Annotated in this window: 20 protein-coding genes; 12 read left to right on the top strand and 8 right to left on the bottom strand. The window is 60.7% G+C overall.

Annotated features, from left to right (window positions below; all coding sequences use genetic code 11):
- The first annotated feature begins 202 nt into the window (after window positions 1-202).
- The 3 genes from uvrD to MF6394_RS05355 all read left to right on the top strand — a co-directional run bounded on the left by uvrD (window position 203) and on the right by MF6394_RS05355 (window position 4086).
- On the top strand, window positions 203-2386 hold the full coding sequence (gene uvrD / locus MF6394_RS05365; RefSeq protein WP_044270067.1) for a DNA helicase II: 2184 nt from the start codon (window positions 203-205) through the stop codon (window positions 2384-2386).
- A gap of 284 nt (window positions 2387-2670) precedes the next feature.
- On the top strand, window positions 2671-3543 hold the full coding sequence (locus tag MF6394_RS05360; protein ID WP_078466284.1) for a Tim44 domain-containing protein: 873 nt from the start codon (window positions 2671-2673) through the stop codon (window positions 3541-3543).
- 135 nt (window positions 3544-3678) lie between these two features.
- Window positions 3679-4086 (top strand): SMI1/KNR4 family protein, encoded by a 408-nt coding sequence (locus MF6394_RS05355; RefSeq protein ID WP_044270070.1) that lies wholly within the window; start codon window positions 3679-3681, stop codon window positions 4084-4086.
- A gap of 102 nt (window positions 4087-4188) precedes the next feature.
- On the opposite strand, the gene MF6394_RS05350 is transcribed toward MF6394_RS05355, so the two are convergent.
- Window positions 4189-5946, bottom strand: a complete 1758-nt coding sequence (locus MF6394_RS05350) for a cation:proton antiporter (protein ID WP_047712760.1) — start codon at window positions 5944-5946, stop codon at window positions 4189-4191.
- Between the two features lie 283 nt (window positions 5947-6229).
- On the opposite strand from MF6394_RS05350, the gene MF6394_RS05345 reads away from it, so the two are divergent.
- The gene (locus tag MF6394_RS05345) at window positions 6230-6715 is read left to right on the top strand and encodes an acyl-CoA thioesterase (RefSeq protein ID WP_003195747.1); all 486 of its coding nucleotides are present in this window, start codon (window positions 6230-6232) and stop codon (window positions 6713-6715) included.
- Window positions 6716-6748: 33 nt separating this feature from the next.
- Here the strand turns inward: MF6394_RS05345 and pdxY are convergent, their stop codons facing one another.
- The gene (gene pdxY / locus MF6394_RS05340; protein WP_003195749.1) at window positions 6749-7621 is read right to left on the bottom strand and encodes a pyridoxal kinase PdxY; all 873 of its coding nucleotides are present in this window, start codon (window positions 7619-7621) and stop codon (window positions 6749-6751) included.
- Between the two features lie 117 nt (window positions 7622-7738).
- Here pdxY and MF6394_RS05335 point away from each other — a divergent pair, with 117 nt between their 5' ends.
- On the top strand, window positions 7739-8134 hold the full coding sequence (locus MF6394_RS05335) for a DUF3301 domain-containing protein (protein WP_044270074.1): 396 nt from the start codon (window positions 7739-7741) through the stop codon (window positions 8132-8134).
- Here MF6394_RS05335 and MF6394_RS05330 read toward each other — a convergent pair.
- From MF6394_RS05330 to dksA, 4 genes are read right to left on the bottom strand one after another with little or no spacing between them, the layout of a single operon-like run.
- On the bottom strand, window positions 8128-9090 hold the full coding sequence (locus tag MF6394_RS05330) for a CobW family GTP-binding protein (protein WP_078466283.1): 963 nt from the start codon (window positions 9088-9090) through the stop codon (window positions 8128-8130). The two genes, MF6394_RS05335 and MF6394_RS05330, sit on opposite strands and share 7 nt — an antisense overlap.
- Before the next feature lie 44 nt (window positions 9091-9134).
- Window positions 9135-9779, bottom strand: coding sequence for a DUF1826 domain-containing protein (locus MF6394_RS05325; RefSeq protein ID WP_078466282.1), 645 nt, complete (start codon window positions 9777-9779; stop codon window positions 9135-9137).
- Complete coding sequence (gene zigA / locus MF6394_RS05320; RefSeq protein WP_044270079.1) at window positions 9779-10984, bottom strand: zinc metallochaperone GTPase ZigA; 1206 nt, start codon at window positions 10982-10984, stop codon at window positions 9779-9781. The genes MF6394_RS05325 and zigA overlap by 1 nt, the downstream gene beginning before the upstream one ends.
- A gap of 27 nt (window positions 10985-11011) precedes the next feature.
- Window positions 11012-11416 (bottom strand): RNA polymerase-binding protein DksA, encoded by a 405-nt coding sequence (gene dksA / locus MF6394_RS05315; protein WP_078466281.1) that lies wholly within the window; start codon window positions 11414-11416, stop codon window positions 11012-11014.
- Window positions 11417-11542: 126 nt separating this feature from the next.
- Here dksA and MF6394_RS05310 point away from each other — a divergent pair, with 126 nt between their 5' ends.
- Window positions 11543-11911, top strand: a complete 369-nt coding sequence (locus MF6394_RS05310) for a hypothetical protein (RefSeq protein ID WP_047712764.1) — start codon at window positions 11543-11545, stop codon at window positions 11909-11911.
- On the opposite strand, the gene MF6394_RS05305 is transcribed toward MF6394_RS05310, so the two are convergent.
- On the bottom strand, window positions 11908-13119 hold the full coding sequence (locus MF6394_RS05305) for an N-acetylmuramoyl-L-alanine amidase (RefSeq protein ID WP_047712765.1): 1212 nt from the start codon (window positions 13117-13119) through the stop codon (window positions 11908-11910). The two genes, MF6394_RS05310 and MF6394_RS05305, sit on opposite strands and share 4 nt — an antisense overlap.
- A 128-nt stretch (window positions 13120-13247) precedes the next feature.
- Between MF6394_RS05305 and folE2 the strand changes: the two genes are divergently transcribed.
- Genes folE2 through MF6394_RS05275 form a run of 6 tightly spaced genes read left to right on the top strand, consistent with a single transcriptional unit; the run spans window position 13248 to window position 18458 of the window.
- On the top strand, window positions 13248-14138 hold the full coding sequence (gene folE2, locus MF6394_RS05300; protein ID WP_078466280.1) for a GTP cyclohydrolase FolE2: 891 nt from the start codon (window positions 13248-13250) through the stop codon (window positions 14136-14138).
- Window positions 14135-14803 carry a metal ABC transporter ATP-binding protein gene (locus MF6394_RS05295; RefSeq protein ID WP_078466279.1) on the top strand — a complete coding sequence of 223 codons (669 nt, stop codon included), beginning with the start codon at window positions 14135-14137 and terminating at the stop codon, window positions 14801-14803. Before folE2 ends, MF6394_RS05295 begins: the two co-directional genes overlap by 4 nt.
- Complete coding sequence (locus MF6394_RS05290; RefSeq protein WP_003195772.1) at window positions 14804-15670, top strand: metal ABC transporter permease; 867 nt, start codon at window positions 14804-14806, stop codon at window positions 15668-15670. It abuts the gene before it with no gap.
- A gap of 11 nt (window positions 15671-15681) precedes the next feature.
- Window positions 15682-16560, top strand: a complete 879-nt coding sequence (locus tag MF6394_RS05285; protein WP_034134111.1) for a metal ABC transporter substrate-binding protein — start codon at window positions 15682-15684, stop codon at window positions 16558-16560.
- Window positions 16557-17117 (top strand): gamma carbonic anhydrase family protein, encoded by a 561-nt coding sequence (locus MF6394_RS05280; protein WP_005792581.1) that lies wholly within the window; start codon window positions 16557-16559, stop codon window positions 17115-17117. Before MF6394_RS05285 ends, MF6394_RS05280 begins: the two co-directional genes overlap by 4 nt.
- 3 nt (window positions 17118-17120) lie before the next feature.
- A complete protein-coding gene (locus MF6394_RS05275) occupies window positions 17121-18458 on the top strand; it encodes a dihydroorotase (protein ID WP_047712768.1) in 1338 nt (445 codons plus the stop codon).
- Here MF6394_RS05275 and MF6394_RS05270 read toward each other — a convergent pair.
- Window positions 18455-18976 (bottom strand): DUF3617 domain-containing protein, encoded by a 522-nt coding sequence (locus MF6394_RS05270; RefSeq protein ID WP_078466278.1) that lies wholly within the window; start codon window positions 18974-18976, stop codon window positions 18455-18457. The genes MF6394_RS05275 and MF6394_RS05270 overlap by 4 nt on opposite strands.
- Window positions 18977-19061: the final 85 nt, after the last annotated feature.

The following is a 19061-nucleotide window of genomic DNA, read 5'->3' as shown; positions in this document are numbered from 1 at the left end:
AGTCATAAAAAACCTGTTGCGATTGGCCGCAAACCTTTGGCCCAGACCGCTTGGGCAAGACACGGCACGGGCTGCGGCCGATGACCAACCGGTCATCACCCCCGCCAGAATGTTCGCCTCCGGCGCTAACGTGCAGGCGTTTTGCATCGACCATCCGGCATTGGGATTTGCCCAGGCCCCCCAAGGCCCATAGAATGCGTCGATGCGCGATGATCTCTCTCTTTTGCTGAACTCCCTCAACGATGCCCAACGCCAGGCCGTAGCGGCCCCCGTTGGCCGTCAGTTGGTCCTGGCCGGTGCTGGCTCCGGTAAAACCCGAGTGCTGGTGCACCGTATCGCCTGGTTGATCCAGGTCGAGAACGCGTCCCCGCATTCCATCCTGTCGGTGACCTTCACCAACAAGGCCGCTGCCGAGATGCGTCATCGCATCGAGCAGTTGATGGGCATCAGCCCGGCCGGCATGTGGGTGGGCACGTTCCACGGCCTGGCGCACCGCCTGTTGCGGGCGCATTGGCAGGAAGCGGGGCTGAGCCAGACCTTCCAGATTCTCGACAGCGACGACCAGCAACGCCTGGTCAAGCGCGTGATCCGCGAGCTGGGCCTGGACGAACAACGCTGGCCGGCGCGCCAGGCGCAGTGGTTTATCAACGGCCAGAAAGACGAAGGCCTGCGCCCGCAACATATCCAGGCCAGCGGTGACCTGTTCCTGGCCACCATGCGCAGCATTTATGAAGCCTATGAAGCGGCCTGCGTGCGCGCCGGCGTCATCGACTTCTCCGAACTGCTGTTGCGTGCCCTCGACCTGTGGCGCGACAACCCCGGTTTGCTGGCCCATTACCAGAAACGCTTCCGCCACATTCTGGTGGACGAGTTCCAGGACACCAACGCCGTGCAGTACGCCTGGTTGCGCCTGCTGGCCAAGGGCGGCGACAGCCTGATGGTGGTGGGCGATGACGACCAGTCGATCTACGGCTGGCGTGGCGCGAAAATCGAGAACATCTACCAGTATTCCGAAGACTTCCCGGACGCGGTGACCATCCGTCTGGAGCAGAATTACCGCTCCACCGCCGGGATCCTCAAGGCGGCCAACGCCTTGATCGCCAACAACACCGGGCGCCTGGGCAAAGAGCTGTGGACCGACGGCGGCGAAGGCGAAGCGATCAACCTGTACGCAGCGTTCAATGAGCACGATGAAGCGCGCTACGTGGTGGAAACCATCGAAAGCGCACTGAAAACCGGCCTGGCCCGTAGCGATATCGCGATCCTGTACCGTTCCAACGCCCAATCGCGGGTGCTGGAGGAAGCCTTGCTGCGCGAGCGCATTCCGTACCGCATCTACGGCGGCCAGCGCTTCTTTGAACGTGCCGAAATCAAGAACGCCATGGCCTACCTGCGCTTGCTTGAAGGCCGGGGTAACGATGCGGCGCTGGAGCGGGTGATCAATATCCCGGCGCGTGGCATTGGCGAGAAAACCGTCGAAGCGATCCGCGACCATGCGCGCCATGCCGATGTGTCGATGTGGGAAGCCATGCGCTTGCTGATCGCCAACAAAGGCCTGACTGGCCGTGCTGCCGGGGCGTTGGGCGTGTTCGTCGAGCTGATCGAGAACCTGGCGGCCAAGTGCGCAGAGATGCCGCTGCACCTGATGACTCAGACTGTTATCGAGCAGTCCGGGCTGATCGCCTATCACGAAGCGGAAAAAGGCGAGAAAGGCCAGGCTCGGGTAGAAAACCTTGAGGAGCTGGTCAGCGCCGCCCGTGCGTTCGAAAACACCGATGACGACGAAGAGCTGACGCCGCTCGCCGCCTTCCTGGGTCACGCCTCGCTGGAAGCCGGCGATACCCAGGCCGATGAGCATGAAGACAGCATCCAGCTGATGACCTTGCACAGCGCCAAGGGCCTGGAATTCCCTTACGTGTTCCTGGTGGGCATGGAAGAAGGCCTGTTCCCTCACAAGATGAGCCTGGAAGAACCTGGCCGTCTTGAAGAAGAACGCCGCCTGGCCTACGTGGGCATTACCCGGGCGATGCAGAACCTGGTGATGACCTACGCCGAGACCCGACGCCTGTACGGCAGCGAAACCTACAACAAGGTGTCGCGCTTCGTACGTGAGGTGCCTAAGGGCCTGATCCAGGAAGTTCGCCTGTCCAACAGCGTCAGCCGCCCGTTCGGCGGTGGCCAGCAACAGAACTCCAGCAGCATGTTTGCCGGCTCCGAAATACCGGAAACCCCGTTCAGCCTGGGCCAGCAGGTCAAACATGCGATCTTCGGCGAAGGCGTGATCCTCAACTTCGAAGGCGCCGGCGCCCAGGCCCGGGTGCAGGTGAACTTCGCCGAGGGCAGCAAGTGGCTGATGATGGGTTACGCCAAGCTCGAAGCGGTCTGAACCCCATTCCTGTAGGAGCGAGCTTGCTCGCGAAGAACGCCCAGACAATGCGTGCATCCAGAATGCCCACGTAATCGTTGACGATTTTCGCGAGCAAGCTCGCTCCTACGGGAAGATACGGCCGCGCCCTTGTATTTCACGAGTGCGGGCCAATATCTGTAATTAGTCCTACAGACCCTTCGGATTTGGTCTTACGCAAAAGCCCGAAACATTATGCCGCTAGCCACTGCCACGACACCTGTGCAACATGGCGCGCGTGCAATCCACAAATGGGAATTCCCTATATGAAACGTTTTCTTAGCATCGCCATGGCGTTGTGCATCGGCCTGACGATGAGCCTCGACGCCAACGCCAAACGCTTCGGTGGCGGCAAAAGCTCGGGCGCGGCACCGACTCACCAGACCAGCCAAATGGCTCCATCCGCCGGTGCGGGCGGTGCTGCGGCGACTGCAGGCGCAGCCGGTGCCGGTGCCGCTGGCGCTGCTGCCAAGGCCGGCGGTGCTTCGCGCTGGCTGGGCCCACTGGCCGGCATCGCCGCCGGTGGCCTGCTGGCGTCCATGTTCATGGGCGACGGCTTCCAGGGCATGCAGATCTTCGACATCCTGATCATGGGCGTCATCGCCTTTTTGGTCTTCCGCTTTATCGCCGCCCGTCGCCGCAAGCAGCAGGAGCACCTGGCTCCAGCCGGCGCGCCGATGCAGCGTGAAGCGTTCGAGCAAAAGCCTGCCATGGGTTCGATCTTCGGTGGTTCGCCAGCCCCTGCCGCCCGTCCGGTGATCAACGCACCGGCCTGGTTCAACGAAGAGCGTTTCGTCGAAGCGGCCCGCAGCCACTTCCAGTCCCTGCAACAGCACTGGGACGCCAACGAAATGGACAAGATCTCCGAGTTCGTGACCCCGCAGCTGCTGGAGTTCCTCAAGCGCGAACGTGCCGAGATCGGTGACGCCTTCCAGTCGACCTACATCGACGACCTGCGCGTACAGCTCGACGGCGTGGATGATCGCGCCGACAAGACCATCGCCACCCTGACCTTCAGCGGTGTGTCGAAGTCCTCGCGTTTCGACCAGGGCGAAGTGTTCAGCGAAAGCTGGAACATGGAACGCGCCCAGGGCGACGACCAGCCATGGCTGGTCGCCGGTATCCGCCAGAACGGCTAATACCTGCGCGGTTGAGCAAGCGGTAACAAAAACCCCGGACATGTCCGGGGTTTTCTATTTCACGGTTGCACTTATAGCGAGCTACTGTATAAAACGCCCCTATAAACCGCGCCATCTAGCAAGAGGATCCCGGCCGTGGAAGAAATCATCGAACAACTGCGTGAAGCCAACGAACCGGTCCCGGTTCCTTTGGAGCTACCTGACGAAGACCAACTGGTGGAAGTTGAAGAACAGCTGTTCATCAATATTCCGTTCGTCTTCAAGGAATTCCTGCTGACCGTCAGTGATGTGGTGTACGGCAGCTTGGAGCCAGTGACCATTACCGACCCAGGCTCCCATACCTACCTGCCTGAAGTGGCTGCAAACGCCTGGGACTTTGGTGTACCCCGTGAGCTGATCCCAATCTGCCAAGACGGTGACGACTACTACTGCGTCGAAGAAGACGGCACCGTGGTGCTGTGGTCTGGCGAAGAAGAAATCGTCACCGAAGAATCCTGGGAATCGGTGTGGCACTGGGCACGGGACGTCTGGCTGGAAAGCTGAGTCCCTTGTAGGAGCCGAGCTTGCTCGCGAGAAACCTGAGGGCGCCGCTGGGTGTCAGGTTTGCCGCGTTATCGTTAACGTTCTTCGCGAGCAAGCTCGCTCCTACTGTGTATCTTTGTGGTTATCCAGCGTCTCCAGCAACGCAACCTGCATCCGCGTATGCACACGGATAAACCAGCGCCAGAGCACTGCCGCCACCGCCGCCGTGACCACGGCAATCAGCACCAGCAACTTGTTGGTCGGCAGAATACTGGCCGACAAGGCTGCCAATAGCAGGAAGATCACCAGCAGCGACAAGATGGGGATCAGCTCGGCAATCACCCGGCGCACACGCTGGGTATGCCGCCCGGCCATTTCCGGCTTCACGCTCATCTCCGCCAGCAGCATCGACAACGCCTTGAGCTTGCGATACGCCGCAATCAGAAACGGCAACGACACCAGCAGCGCCCCGCCCCAGATCAACGCTTTCTGCCAACTTTGATCGCTGATCCAGCCCTCCAGGTACCCACCGATGCGCCCCGCGAAAAAACTGCCGGCAAAGAAGATCGCGATCACCAACGCCAGGTTTACCCCGACCTGCAGGATGATCTTGCGGATCATCGCGGCCAACATCGCCCCCTCGCCCTGAGGCTGAATGCTGCGCAGCCATTCGCCATACATGCCGAACACTCGGCTCATACGCTTGGGCATCACCGCCGCGATCTTCAACGACAGTGGGTCCGCGCCACGAATCAGGTAGGGCGTGAGCAGCGTGGTGATCGCCGAAACGGCCACCGCTACGGGGTACAGAAAGTCGCTGGTGACCTGCAGGGTCATCCCCAGCGCTGCGATGATGAAAGAAAACTCGCCAATTTGTGACAGCCCCATACCCACCCGCAGCGAGGTGCGGCCATCGTTGCCGGCGATAAACGCGCCCAGCCCGCAAGACAGCATCTTGCCCAGCACCACGGCGACGGTGATCACCGCAATGGGCCAGGCGTATTGCAGCAGGATCTGAGGGTCGATCATCAAGCCAATCGCTACGAAGAAAATCGCGCTGAACATGTCGCGAACGGGTTCGATCAGGCGTTCAATCTTAATCAACTGGCGGGATTCAGCCATGATTGCGCCGATCAGAAAGGCCCCGAGCACCATGCTGTATTCCAACTTCACCACCAGCAGGCAGAAACCAAAGCACAGCCCCAATACCGTGATCAGCAGCATCTCGTTGCTTTCAAACTTGGCCACATAAGCCAGCAGGCGCGGCACCAGCAAAATACCAATCACCAGCGCGACGATCATGAACAGCGAGAGCTTGCCGACCGTGGAGAACACCTCACCGGAGCTGACCGTGCCACTCACCGCGATGCTCGACAGCAAGGCAATGATGCCGATACCCAGGATGTCCTCGACAATCAGCACACCGAAAATCAGCTGGGCGAACCGCTGGTCTTTCATCTTCAGGTCGTTGAGGGCCTTGACGATAATGGTGGTCGAGGAGATCGCCAGGATCGCACCGAGGAACAGCGAGTCCATGGTGCTCCAGTCGAACCAGCGACCGATCTCGTAGCCGATCCAGATCATCAGCACGATTTCCAGGAACGCCGCGATAAACGCCGTGGCCCCGACTTTGAATAGCTTGCGCAGGCTGAATTCCAGGCCCAGGCAGAACATCAGGAAGATGACCCCCAGCTCCGCCAGGGTCTTGATCGTGTCTTCATCGTGGATCAGGCCAAAGGGCGGGGTGTGGGGGCCGATAATGAAGCCGGCGACGATGTAGCCCAACACCACCGGCTGCTTGAAGCGGTGAAACAGGATGGTGACCACCCCTGCCACCAGCATGATCACGGCCAAGTCCTGGATAAAGCTGATGGCGTGCATGGCGAGGGGCTCCTTGAGGGTGCCGGCGCTTTTCCCACTTCCGGCCGCGCCTTTGTAGGGTCGGAAAAGTCTGCCTTGATCGTAAGAAAAGCCCTGAGAAGGGCTTTTGAAGGGTAACACCGCGACTTCTGCTGGAAAGCCGGTGCAATATATGGAAACAGATCGCTGCGCGCGTGACGGCAAGCCGCCTGACGGCGTCCCGTTAGGGATGGCGCTGCAAAGACCTTGAGTACCCGCAGAGGTGCCTTCCCCCCAACCAATGCCTACAACCCGTGAGTGTGCTATGGAACCCGGAAACGCCCAGCTGTCGATGACGGTACTGATGACCCCTGACATGGCCAACTTCTCTGGCAATGTGCACGGCGGTACGCTGCTCAAGTACCTCGACGAAGTGGCCTATGCCTGCGCCAGCCGTTATGCCGGTCGTTATGTGGTCACGCTGTCAGTAGACCAGGTGATCTTTCGCGAGCCGATCCATGTCGGTGAACTGGTGACCTTCCTGGCGTCAGTCAACTACACCGGCAATACGTCGATGGAAGTGGGCATCAAGGTGGTGACCGAGAACATCCGTGAACGCTCGGTGCGCCATACCAACAGCTGCTTCTTCACCATGGTGGCCGTGGACGACCAGCGCAAACCTGCCGCTGTACCGCCGTTGCAGCCGCAGAACAGCGAAGACAAGCGCCGCTTTGTGCAGGCTCAGCAGCGTCGGCAGATTCGCCAGGAATTGGAAAAGCGCTACCGGGAAATCAAAGCCGACGCGCCGTAATTTGTAAACCCAATCAAAATGGGTTTTGTGTGCTTACAAACTGATCGGTGTGGCTTCGAAGCGCACACGCGGATGGGCAATACGGTCCTGGGCCCGCACCAGTTCCAGTTCATAGCTGGCGCAGGCCTGGGTTTCCAGCAGCACTTCATGCACGGCCGCGGCGGTGAATTCAAAGGCAGCCACCAGGCTATCACCCAACAGTACCCGCGCCAGGAACAGCCCCGACGTCAGGTCGCCCACGCCCACTGGCTGACGCGGAAACGCCAGCAGTGGCCGACGTAAGTGCCAACTGCCATCAGCCGTCACCAACAGCATTTCAAAGCCTTCTGGCAGTTTGCCTGGGTAATCCAAGTGCTTGACCAACACCGCCTTGGGCCCGCGCGCCAGCAAGGCCTTGGCCATCGCCAGGCAATCGAACAGCGATTGCGGCTTGCGCCCGGCAAAACTGTCCAGCTCCAGTTGGTTGGGGCACAGGAAGTCCGCCATGGCGGCGGCTTCATCCAAGAGGAAATCGCTGACCTCCTGCGGCACGATGCAACCCTTTTCCGGGTGGCCCATCACCGGGTCGCACAGGTACAGCGCCTTGGGGTTGATCGCCTTGATGCGCGCCACACCGCTGAGGATGGCGCGGCCCTGGTCTGCACTGCCCAGGTATCCGGACAGCACCGCATCACAGTTGCCCAGCTCGCCGATCGCGGCAATGCCCTCCACCAATGCAGGAATTTGCTGCGGCGCCAACACTTCGCCCGCCCACTGTCCATACTGTGTGTGGTTGGAGAACTGCACCGTGTTGAGCGGCCAGACGTTCACCCCGACCCGCTGCATGGGGAACACGGCGGCGCTGTTTCCGGCGTGGCCGAAGACCACATGAGACTGGATCGCAAGCAGGTGAGGTGTACGTTTCATGCGGGAGATTTCCGTAAAACCGTTGAATTTCTGGCCGAGCAGTATGCGACTAAACGCAGCCTGTACGACAGACCGGCGACACAGTTAAGCTGCGCTCACTTTGTTGGAGTTCATGGAATGCTGACCCTGGGAAACATCTTCGTCTTGATGCTGCTGGCGACCGGCGCCGCCTGGGTTTGGCACAACCACGGCCTGCGTGAACGGGCGCTGGCGCGGGTCAAGCAGCATTGCGCCAAGCTCGATATCGAGCTGCTCGACGGTGCCGTGGCACTTAAACGCATCGGTTTCGTCAAGGATGCCAATGGCCGCCGACGCTTGGCGCGTATCTATAATTTCGAGTTCACCGTGACCGGCGAAACCCGGCATGCCGGGGTCATCACCCAATTTGGCGCCCACAGTGCGCAGATCGAACTGGCGCCCTACCCGTTCCAAACCAAGGAGCCGCTGCCCAGTGCCGAGATCATCGAGTTGAGCCAGTGGCGCCAGGATCACGCCAGCAAGAAACATCAGTAACGGCAGGCTGCCAGGGAACTCTGCAAGGCGGCCACGTCCTGTGGTTCACTGAAGATCAATTCAACACGCGAATCGCGCCGCCATGCGCTGGGTTGCCAGTCCAGTGGAGTGTTATCCACAGCGTTGGCGGACACCCAACCCTCGACACTGTGGATAACCAGTTTGGCACGGCGCCAGTGAAGACTTGAGAGCCACTGATGCAGACGGCTGACATCGAATCGCTGGCTTGGGTGCCAGCGCCAGCCGATGCTCCAGCCGCCCTCCTGGCTCTGGCTCAGACAAATCGGCAGCCCAGGGTCGCTCCAGATCGCCGGCATTTGCCCCACTGCTTCAGACACCGCGAAGTTATCCACAGCGCCATGGGCCTGTGCTTTCAAACCGGGCAACCGGTCGAGTGGCAATTGCGCCTGGCGTGTCCAATGGAGCGGGCAATCGGGTAATTGCGCTTCAATCGTCTGACGTTGCGTGGCAGTCAGCGTCTCATCCTTGTTCAGCACCAGCAGACCGGCACTGGCCAACGCCTCCTGCTGTGCCTTCGGCAACGGCCTGCCCGCCGCCAACGCTTGGGCATCGAGTACCAGCACACAAGGCTGCACCGCCAGCACGTCTTGCCATGGCGCCTGCCGCAGTTGCTTGAGCAGTTGCGCCGGATGGCCCAGGCCTGAGGGCTCGATAAACAACCGATCCGGCTTGGCCTTACGCAACAAACGGCCCAGCCCTACCTGGAAGGGTGCGCCGTTCACACAGCACAAGCAGCCGCCCGCCACCTCGCCCAAGGCGATACCGTCATCGTCTTGGGTAAGTAGGGCAGCATCCAGGCCGATCTGGCCGAACTCGTTGATCAGCACCGCCCAGCGCTCGTTGGCCGGGCGTTGGGCAAGCAGGTGCTTGATCAGGCTGGTCTTGCCGGCGCCCAAGGGCCCGGCAATCACATGGGTAGGAATGTTCTGCAGCATAAGAGGCATGGTTCAGGCCGTTTAGAGCGTTTGATCCTACGCGGTTATGCCAGCCAATCCAGCGTCAGAATCAACCGTCGTTCATCGGCCTTGAGCGCCGGCGAACGATGGATCAGGCCGTGCCCTTCATTGCCGTGCCATTTGGTGCCCTTGAGCAGCGCCACTTCACCGCAGTGGATCTGCTCGATACGCTCAGTGGGCTCGGCATCCGCCTGGCTCAATGTGCGCCGGTCCATGACACCTTCGCGCAACCATTGGCTACCGATACCGGCGTACGTGGTGATCAGCCGAACCGGCACGTGATCGACGTGAAAGCGCGGGCACATGGCCTTGTCCAACAGCCGCAAACGCACGCCGATGCGCTTGGCACCGAGCAGGCAGGCGAAGGCACTGACCAGCCACGACACATCGGCGATAAACCCGTCGTAACCTTCAAGATCACGACAACTGGACGCCAAACCCCGCAAGTTCGGCACCGCGTCTTCGTTGCTCAACTCGATCACCAAGGATTCGGCCAGTGGCTCATTGAGCGCCACCAGCAAAGCGCCAAACTCGGCGATATGCAGGGGCAGTTGGCGCTGCCAGATCGCCAGGTTGACGCCATCATTGAGGATGTCGGACAGCGCCAGCGGCGTTTCTCCGAAGCTTTGGCGGATGACTGGGCGCAGGGGAATCACCGGGGCCAGCATCAGGCTACCTGCTCATACCAAGGGCCAAAGGGGTCGGGCATCTGGCGCCAACCTTCGACACCCAGGGCCATTTCTTCATCGTTGAGCAAGCAGGCGTCCAGCTCGGCACGCATCTGGGCAAAGTCGATGTTTTGCCCGATAAACACCAGTTCCTGACGGCAGTCGCCGGTGCTCAACTGCCAGTTAGCCATGATTGCCGCCACGCTTTCTTCGTCCTGCGGCCACTGGCTTTTCGGCACAAAGCGCCACCAACGCCCGGCAAACCCATGACGCATCAAGCCACCCGCCTGGGACCAACTGCCCGCATCCTGATGTTTGCTCGCCAACCAGAAGAAACCCTTGGAGCGCAACAGCTTGCCGTTGACCCAGGGGCGGTCGATAAAGTCGAAAAAGCGCTGTGGATGGAAGGGCCGGCGCGCACGGTAAGCGGTGGACGCTATGCCGTATTCTTCGGTTTCCGGCACATGTTCACCGCGCAGCTCCTGCAACCAGCCCGGGGCCTGGGCGGCGCGTTCGAAGTCGAAACGGCCAGTGTTGAGGATCTTGTTCAGCGGCACTTCGCCCATGACCATCGGGATGATTTCCGCCTGGGCGTTGAGGCGCTCGAGGATGGCCATCAGTTCTTCGCGCTCGCGGCTGCTGATCAGGTCGATCTTGCTGATGAGGATGACGTCGGCGAATTCGATCTGTTCGATCAACAGGTCGGTGATGGAGCGCTCATCGTCTTCACCGAGAGTTTCGCCCCGTGAAGCCAGGCTTTCGGCAGCCTGGTAGTCGAGCAGGAAATTCATGCCGTCGACCACAGTGACCATGGTGTCCAGGCGTGCGATGTCGGCCAGGCTCTGCTCGTTTTCATCGCGAAAAGTGAAGGTTTCGGCCACGGGCAAAGGTTCGGAAATACCGGTGGATTCGATCAGCAGGTAATCGAAACGACCTTCCTTGGCGAGTTTTCCCACTTCTTCAAGCAAGTCTTCACGCAAGGTGCAGCAGATGCAGCCGTTGCTCATTTCCACCAGTTTTTCTTCCGAACGATTGAGCGTGACATCACGCTGCACTTCGCTGCCGTCGATGTTGATTTCGCTCATGTCGTTGACGATCACCGCCACCCGCAGGTTGTCGCGGTTGCGCAGGACATAGTTGAGCAGCGTACTTTTACCGGCGCCGAGAAAGCCGGACAACACGGTCACGGGGAGACGATTGGGCATCAGGTATTCCTCATCAAGGTTGGCCGGTCAAACTGCCCGTTTATGGCGTTCGCGCAGCTCTTCACGTTCTTTGGCTTCGATACACAAGGTGGCGGTTGGGCGCAGCAGCAAGCGTTGCAGGCCGATGGGTTCGCCGGTTTCACGGCACCAGCCGTATTCGCCACGGGCCAGCAGCTCCAGGGCGTCGTCGATCTTGTCCAGCAGCTTCTTTTCGCGCTCCAGCAGGCGCAATTGCCACTGGCGTTGTTCTTCGGCACTGCCGATATCCGCCAGGTCGCTGTTGGTTTCCTGCTCGCGCAGCGCCTGGAACTGCGCGCCGATACGGGCTTGCAGGTCATCGCGCTGAGCCAGCAACAGCTCGCGGAAGAAGCGCTGTTGGGCCTCATTCATGTAGTCGGCCGTTGGTTGGGCCAACAAATCTTGTTCGGTCATGGGAAACGGTTCGCGGGTCGGGCTGTGCTTTTATGTTATAGTATAACAATACAAATAAGCCAATCCCTCTTGCTCGCCGCGACGAAGGGCGCAATGCTGAGTCACCTTCTTGTGCTGAGAAACCCGATGAGATATCTGCTGTGCGCCCTGCTATTGGCAGCGGCCGGGCCTGCCTGCGCCCAGGCACCCAGCCTGTTGGCCAAGTGCACACGCAGCGCCACCCTGCTGGCCTGTGTGGACCCGCTGGGCAATGCCTATAGCGTGGCGACCGTCGGCAGCATCACCTACCTGCGCGGTTTCGAAGTGATCGGCAAACGCTATTGGGCGCAGACCAACAGCCGGTATGGGCAACTGACGTTCTTTACTGGGTTGGCATCGGATGGCGAGGCGTGGGTCGGCTACACACGGCGCGTGGGCTGGACCACTATCAACCGGTTTTCCAGCTCAGGAGGCGCCAGCGCCAAGTTCACCTGCAGCCGAATGACCGGCTGTTAGGCCTGGCTGTTTTTCTGCGCCTGCACCCAGGCCATGTAGCTGTTCATGGGTGGGTTCTTCTGGAAGTAACGTTTGAGGCCTTCGAAAAGGCCATCCGCCACCGCCTGTTGATGGCGCGCCGTCACCAGCCGCTGGGCGTCGCGAGCGTTGGAGATGAAGCCCGTCTCCACCAAAATCGAGGGTACGTCCGGTGACTTGAGCACGGCGAACCCGGCCTGCTCCACACGTTTCTGATGCAAGCTGGTGATGCTTTGCAGGCTGCCCAATACCGAGCTGCCCAGTTGCAAGCTGGAGGCGATGGTCGCGTTCATCGACATGTCGAGAATCACCCCGGCCAACATCGGGTCCTTGTCCTTCAGATTGAGCAAGGTGGTGGCGCCCAGCAAGTCGGCGCCATTTTCGCGCTGGGCCATGAAACGCGCCGTGGCCGAGGTGGCGCCGCCTTCAGACAACGCATACACCGAGGCGCCCGACGCGGTCAGCCGAGGTGCGGCGTCGGCATGCACCGAGATAAACATATCGGCCTTGTGCTGACGGGCGATGTCGACGCGCTTGCGCAGCGGCACGAAGAAGTCGTCGTTGCGCACCAGTTTTACGTCAAAACCCTTTTCGCGTTTCAAGCGTTTAGCCAGCAACTGGGCAATCGACAGCACCACATCTTTTTCGCGCTGGCCCTTGGAGCCGATGGCACCTGGGTCTTTGCCGCCATGGCCGGGGTCGACCACCACGATGATGTCGCGCTTGGGATGCGCCTTGTCTACCGGCGCCACCAAGGGTGCCGGCTCAGCGGCGATTTGCCGGGGCGCACGGGTCGCGTTGGTCAAATCCAGCACCAGGCGATGGCCTTGTCCCTCCTGGGGCGGCAGCACGAAACTGTTGAGCTGCATGGGCTCGACCAGGTCCAGCACGATGCGCGTATCGCTCTTGCCGAAATGCCCGGAACGGATCGAGGTGATCCCACTGTTCTTCAACGCCAATTGGGAAAAGTCGCCGCTGAGCCCGGCGCCACTCAAGTCGATGATCAATCGGTCTGGTGAAGTCAGGGAAAAGGTCTTGTATTGCACCGGGCCGCTGAGGTCGAACACCAGGCGCAGCTTATCGTCCGAGCGCCACAGGCGTGCATTGCGAATCTGCGTGGCGTAAGCCCCCAAAGGCAAGGTGAACAGGGGGCTGACCAGCAGCAGGTTGAGGAGCTGACGTCTGTGCATGACATATTCCGCAGATAAAGGAGCGTCCCTACTCGATATGACTGAACAAAGGCTGGAGCAGAAAATTCATCGTAGCTCGCATTGTTATACTATAACATGTCGAATTATTTCCAACGATGGACCTGCTTATGAATGCGCTGACTCTGCCGGATATCGCCGCGCAGGCTTCACGCCAAGCCTTGCCACTCGACTGGGTGGGGATGTGCGGCATCGCCTTGCCGATCCTGATTGACGGTCAACACCTGGCCGCCACCGCTGACGCGGGTGTAAGCCTGGACGACGGCACGGCCCGTGGCATTCATATGTCACGCCTGTACCTGGCCCTGGAAATGCTTGATCAACAGCCGCTGACATCGGCACTGCTGCGTAATGTACTGCAGCGTTTTCTCGACACACATGAAGGTTTATCTAAGAACGCTCACCTGCGCATCCATACCCAGTTACTGCTTAAACGTCCTGCACTGGTCAGCCCATTAGCCGGCTGGAAGACCTACCCGGTGAGCATCGAAGCACGTCTAGAAAACCAGATGTTCCACGTGGAACTAAAAATTGACGTTACTTACTCTTCAACCTGCCCTTGCTCCGCCGCCCTCGCCAGGCAGTTGATTCAGCAGCAATTTGTCGATGATTTCGCCAACACGCCGTTACAGCATGAAGCGGTGCTGGCCTGGCTCGGCAGCGCCAACGGCATCGTCGCCACACCCCACAGCCAACGCAGCAGCGCGCAGTTGCACGTTCATCTGCAAGGTACTGACCTGCCGATAGTCGACTTGATCAACGCTGCCGAAGCCGCGCTCGGCACCGCCGTACAAACCGCGGTGAAACGCGCAGACGAACAAGCCTTCGCCCTGGCCAACGGGCAGAACCTGATGTTCTGCGAGGACGCCGCTCGCCGCCTGAACCTCGCCTTGAAGCGCTCGGATGCCATCAACGCCTTCCACCTCAAAGTGATCCACGCCGAAAGCCTGCACGCGCACGATGCCGTGGCTGAAAGCCGCTGGACGAGAGCTTCTGCATGATCACCTGCAACGCGTTGTGCTGGGGTGCCCCCGGGCAACCGCTCACCCCGGCACTGGATTTGACCCTGCAAAAAGGCAGCCTCACCGGCATCATCGGCGCCAACGGCACGGGCAAGAGCAGCCTGCTCAAAGTCATCGCCGGCCTGCAAAAGCCTTTGGCGGGAAAAGTCATCGTGGATGTTCCACGCCGTGGCGGCCTGGCCTTCTTGCCCCAGCAGCAACACTTGGACCGCCAGTTTCCTATCAGCCTGCAAGAACTGGTGGCTGCAGGTTTTTGGGGCACCCAACACACCGCTCAACAACGCAGCCAACGCCTGCAAGCGGTGCTGGAAGACTGGTGTCTGATTGGCCTGGAACACCGCCCCTTGATGGCACTGTCCGGCGGCGAATTGCAGCGCGCCCTGCTGGCACGCATGAGCCTGGCCGAGGCGCCGGTTCTGCTACTCGACGAACCTCACGCAGCCCTCGACGAGGATGGCCAGGCGCTGTGCTGGCAACACATCCATGCCTGGCACAACGAAGGCCGCACCCTGGTGATCGTCTGCCATGACCTGGCCTCCGTGCGTCACCACACCCAGCACGTACTGCAGATCAAAAACACCGGCTGCCTATTTGGCCCCAGCAAAGAGCTGATCCGCCCGCAACCGCAGATGCAGGTGGCCTGAATGCACTTCACTGCCCACTTGTGGCTGCCGTTTCATGAGTTCGTTTTTATGCGCCGCGCACTCATCGGCGGTTTGGTGCTCGCTTGCAGCACCGCGCCGCTGGGGGTGTTTCTGATCCTGCGGCGCATGAGCCTGATCGGTGACGCGGTGGCCCACGGCATCCTGCCCGGCGCCGCCCTGGGTTTCTGGTTCGCCGGGCTGAGCTTGCCCGCGCTGACCCTCGGCGGCCTGGGCGCGGGCCTGAGCATGGCCGGCCTGGCCGCGTGGATCACCCGCCGCACCGGTCTGCGCGAAGACGCCAGCCTCGCGGCCATCTACCCCATCTCTCTTGCCGCCGGCGTACTGATCCTGGGCCTTGCCGGCAAGCGTCTGGACCTGCTGCACCTGCTGTTCGGCTCCGCCCTGGCCGTGGATCAAACCACCCTGACCGGCATGCTCTGGGTCTCGGGTTTCAGCCTGATCGCCATGGCGCTGATCTACAAACCGCTGCTGTTGGACACCCTCGACCCGCTGTTCCTGCAAACGGTCAGCCGCCTCGGCCCCCTCGCCCATGGCGTGTTCCTGACCCTGGTGGTGCTGAACCTGGTGATTGGTTTCCAGGCCATCGGCGCGCTGATGGTGGTCGGCTTGATGATGTTGCCGGCCATCGCCTCACGCTTCTGGAGCCGACGCTTGCCGGTGTTGATCGCAGTATCGGCGCTGCTGGGCTGCCTGTCGGTGTGGTTGGGTCTGCTGCTGTCGTTCTACTACTCACTGCCCAGCGGCCCGGCGATCGTGCTGGTGGCGGGCGCTGGGTATTTGTTGTCCGTGGTGTTCGGTCCGGTGCACGGTTTGTTGCGCCGCCCGCCTTTGCTCACATCCCAATGAGGTGTTTCCCCATGCGCGCTCTACTCGTGCTGTTCAGTCTGCTGCTACCGCTGTCGATGGCTCACGCGGCAGACAAGCTCCAAGTGGTCACCAGCTTCAGTATTCTCGATGACATCACCCACCAGATCGGTGGCGAGCATATCCAGATCAGCAACATGGTCGGCCCGGACGCCGATGCCCATACCTATGAACCCACGCCGGATGACGCCAAGGCACTGCTCAAGGCCAAGGTGATCATCAAGAACGGCCTGGGTTTCGAGCCGTGGCTGGACCGCCTGGTTACCAGCACCGAAACCAAGGCAACGGTGGTCACCGCCAGCAAAGGCGTGATTTCCCACACCATGGACGAGGATGGGGAAACCATTCCCGACCCGCACGCCTGGCACAACCTGGCCAACGCCGAAATCTATGTGAGCAACATCACCAAGGCCCTGGTGGCCGCCGACCCTGCCAACAAGACCGCCTACCTGCGTAACAGCCAGGCCTACCTCAAGCAAATCCATAGCCTGCTGGACGAGGCCAAGGCCAAGTTCGGCGCCCTGCCACCGGGTAATCGCCGCATCGTCACCTCCCATGACGCTTTCGGTTACCTGGGCCAGGCCTATGGCATCCAGTTCCTCGCGCCCCAGGGTTTGTCCACCGAACGTGACCCTTCGGCCGCTGAAGTCGCCGCGCTGATCACCCAGATTCGCAAGGACAAGGTCAAAGCCGTGTTCATGGAAAACATCAAAGACTCGCGCCTGCTCAAGCAGATCGCTGACGAAAGCGGCGCACAGATCGGCGGCACGCTGTACTCCGACGCCCTCGCAGCAGAAGGCCCGGCCAGCACCTTTATCGGGCTGTTCGAATACAACCTCAACACCCTGTGCGCCGCACTGAGCCAGCCATGATCCGCAAAAATCCTTCCGGCGACCTGCCGGTGATTGCAGAGTCGGCCTACGTCGACAAGACCGCGATCATCTGCGGCAAAGTCATCATCGGCGAGAACGTGTTCGTCGGCCCCTACGCCGTGATCCGCGCCGACGAAGTCGATGCCAGCGGCGCCATGGACCCGATCACCATCGGCGCCAACTCCAACATCCAGGATGGCGTGGTCATCCACTCCAAATCCGGCGCAGCGGTGACCATCGGCGAATTCACCTCCATCGCGCACCGCTCCATCGTCCACGGCCCCTGCACGGTGGGCGACCGTGTGTTTATTGGCTTCAACAGCGTGCTGTTCAATTGCGCCGTGGGCGATGGATGCGTGGTGCGCCACAACTCGGTGGTCGACGGCCGCGATTTGCCCGCTGCTTTCTACGTGCCCTCTACGACGCGTATCGGCCCCAACACCGACTTGTCGCAGTTCCCGCCGGTGAGTGTCAGCGCCTCGGAGTTTTCCGAAGACGTGGCACGCACCAACGTCGACCTGGTACGCGGCTACAAAGCCCTGCAAAACGAGTTCTGAACCATGAGCCGCCTGCTGATCCGCAACGCCCGCCTGGTCAACGAAGGCCAGGTATTCGACGCCGACGTACTGATCGCCAATGGCCGTATCGAGAAGATTGCCACCAGCATTCAAGGCGATAACGAACCGGTGGAAATCGATGCCAACGGCCAGTGGCTACTGCCAGGGATGATCGACGACCAAGTGCATTTTCGCGAACCCGGCGCGCCGGAAAAAGGCAGCTTCTACAGCGAATCCCGCGCGGCGGTGGCCGGTGGCATCACCAGCTTCATGGACATGCCCAACACTCACCCGGCCACTCTGAGCCTGGAAGCCCTGGCCGATAAAAAGCGCCGTGCCGCACTGCACTCAGTGGCCAACTACGGCTTTCACTTTGGCGTGAGCAACGACAACCTCGACACCGTCGCGGCCCTTGCCCCCCGTGAAGTGGCTGGGGTCAAAGTGTTCATGGGTGCCTCCACCGGCAATATGCTGGTGGACGATCCACGCATTCTGGAGCGCCTGTTTGCCGAGGTGCCGACCATCCTGCTCGCTCACTGCGAACACACGCCCAGCATCCTGGCCAACGAGCAGCGCCTGCGCGAACGCTTCGGCGAGCATATTCCCGCCGTGGCTCATCCGCTAATCCGCGATGCCGAGGCCTGTTATCGCTCGTCATCGTTCGCCGTGGAATTGGCCAAACGTCATGGCACGCGTCTGCATGTGTTGCACCTGACCAGCGCGCGCGAACTCGCGCTGTTCGAAGACAAGCCCCTGGCCGACAAGCACATCACTGCCGAAGTCTGCGTGCACCACCTGCTGTTCGATGACCGCGATTACCACCGCCTTGGCCATCAGATCAAATGCAACCCGGCGATCAAGACCCGCGCCGACCGCGACGCGCTGCGTCTGGCATTGTTGAGTGACCGTCTGGATGTGATTGGCACCGACCATGCGCCACATACCTGGGCGCAAAAACAGTTGGCCTATCGGCAAGCACCCTCAGGCTTGCCCCTGGTGCAGCATGCCCTGCCGGCGTTACTGGAGTTGGTGGCCGACGGGCATTTGCCCCTCACCACATTGGTCGCCAAGACCAGCCACCGCGTGGCCGACCTGTTCGCCATTGCTGATCGCGGCTACGTGCGTGAAGGCTATTGGGCCGACCTGGTACTGATCAAACCGGAGCCTGCCGGCAAGCCGGTCAGCAGCCAACCCATCCTCGCCCGCTGCGGCTGGACCCCCTTTGCAGAGCGCAGCTTTCGCCACAGCGTGAGTACAACGTTGGTCAGCGGCCACCTGGCCTGGCACAACGGCCAGGTGGTCAACAGTTGCCAGGGCTTGCCCCTGCAGTTTGGGCGTTAAGCGCGGGGTTTAACGGTACCGCAATCGTTACCCAGCCACTGGGCGTGGCTGTCCAGGCTACCCTTCTGCTGGATACCGGTGGCATTGAAGGTACCGTTGACGCTGGTGGTGAATTCTTTCTGGCTCTGGAACGTTGCCACGCCAGTGCCTTGGGCTTTCGGGCAACTGAAGCGGAATTTGCACTGGTTGCCGCTCTTGTCGGTGACTTCCTGTTTGCAGCCCGATTGAGGGTCGGTCAGCGGGATCGAATCGGAGGCCACCTGAGCCGGGGTCAGGCACACCTGCACGCCCTTACCGGCCATGTTTATGCCTTGCTTTTCGAGCATGGCGCGCTGTTCAGGGGTCATCTGTTGCTTGAGTTGACCGAGGATCAGCGACAAGTCCGGCAGGTCCTGGTTATCGACTTTCATATTGCTGGTGGTCAATTCCCACAAGCCCGGCGCCAGCATCTGCGCCTGCGCCGCCACAGGCAGCGACAAACCAACAACCATGGCCAAACCAAGCAGACGAGCATTCATCGGGTAACTCCTGGGTAATTGTGGGCGTTAGACGCCGCAAAGCAGCCAGTGTTGCATGGCAAATAAAATAGCGACATTCACAGCC

This window comes from Pseudomonas sp. MF6394 (genome assembly GCF_002018845.1).
Lineage (GTDB): Bacteria > Pseudomonadota > Gammaproteobacteria > Pseudomonadales > Pseudomonadaceae > Aquipseudomonas > Aquipseudomonas lactis.
This window is presented reverse-complemented; position numbering and strand designations above follow the sequence as displayed.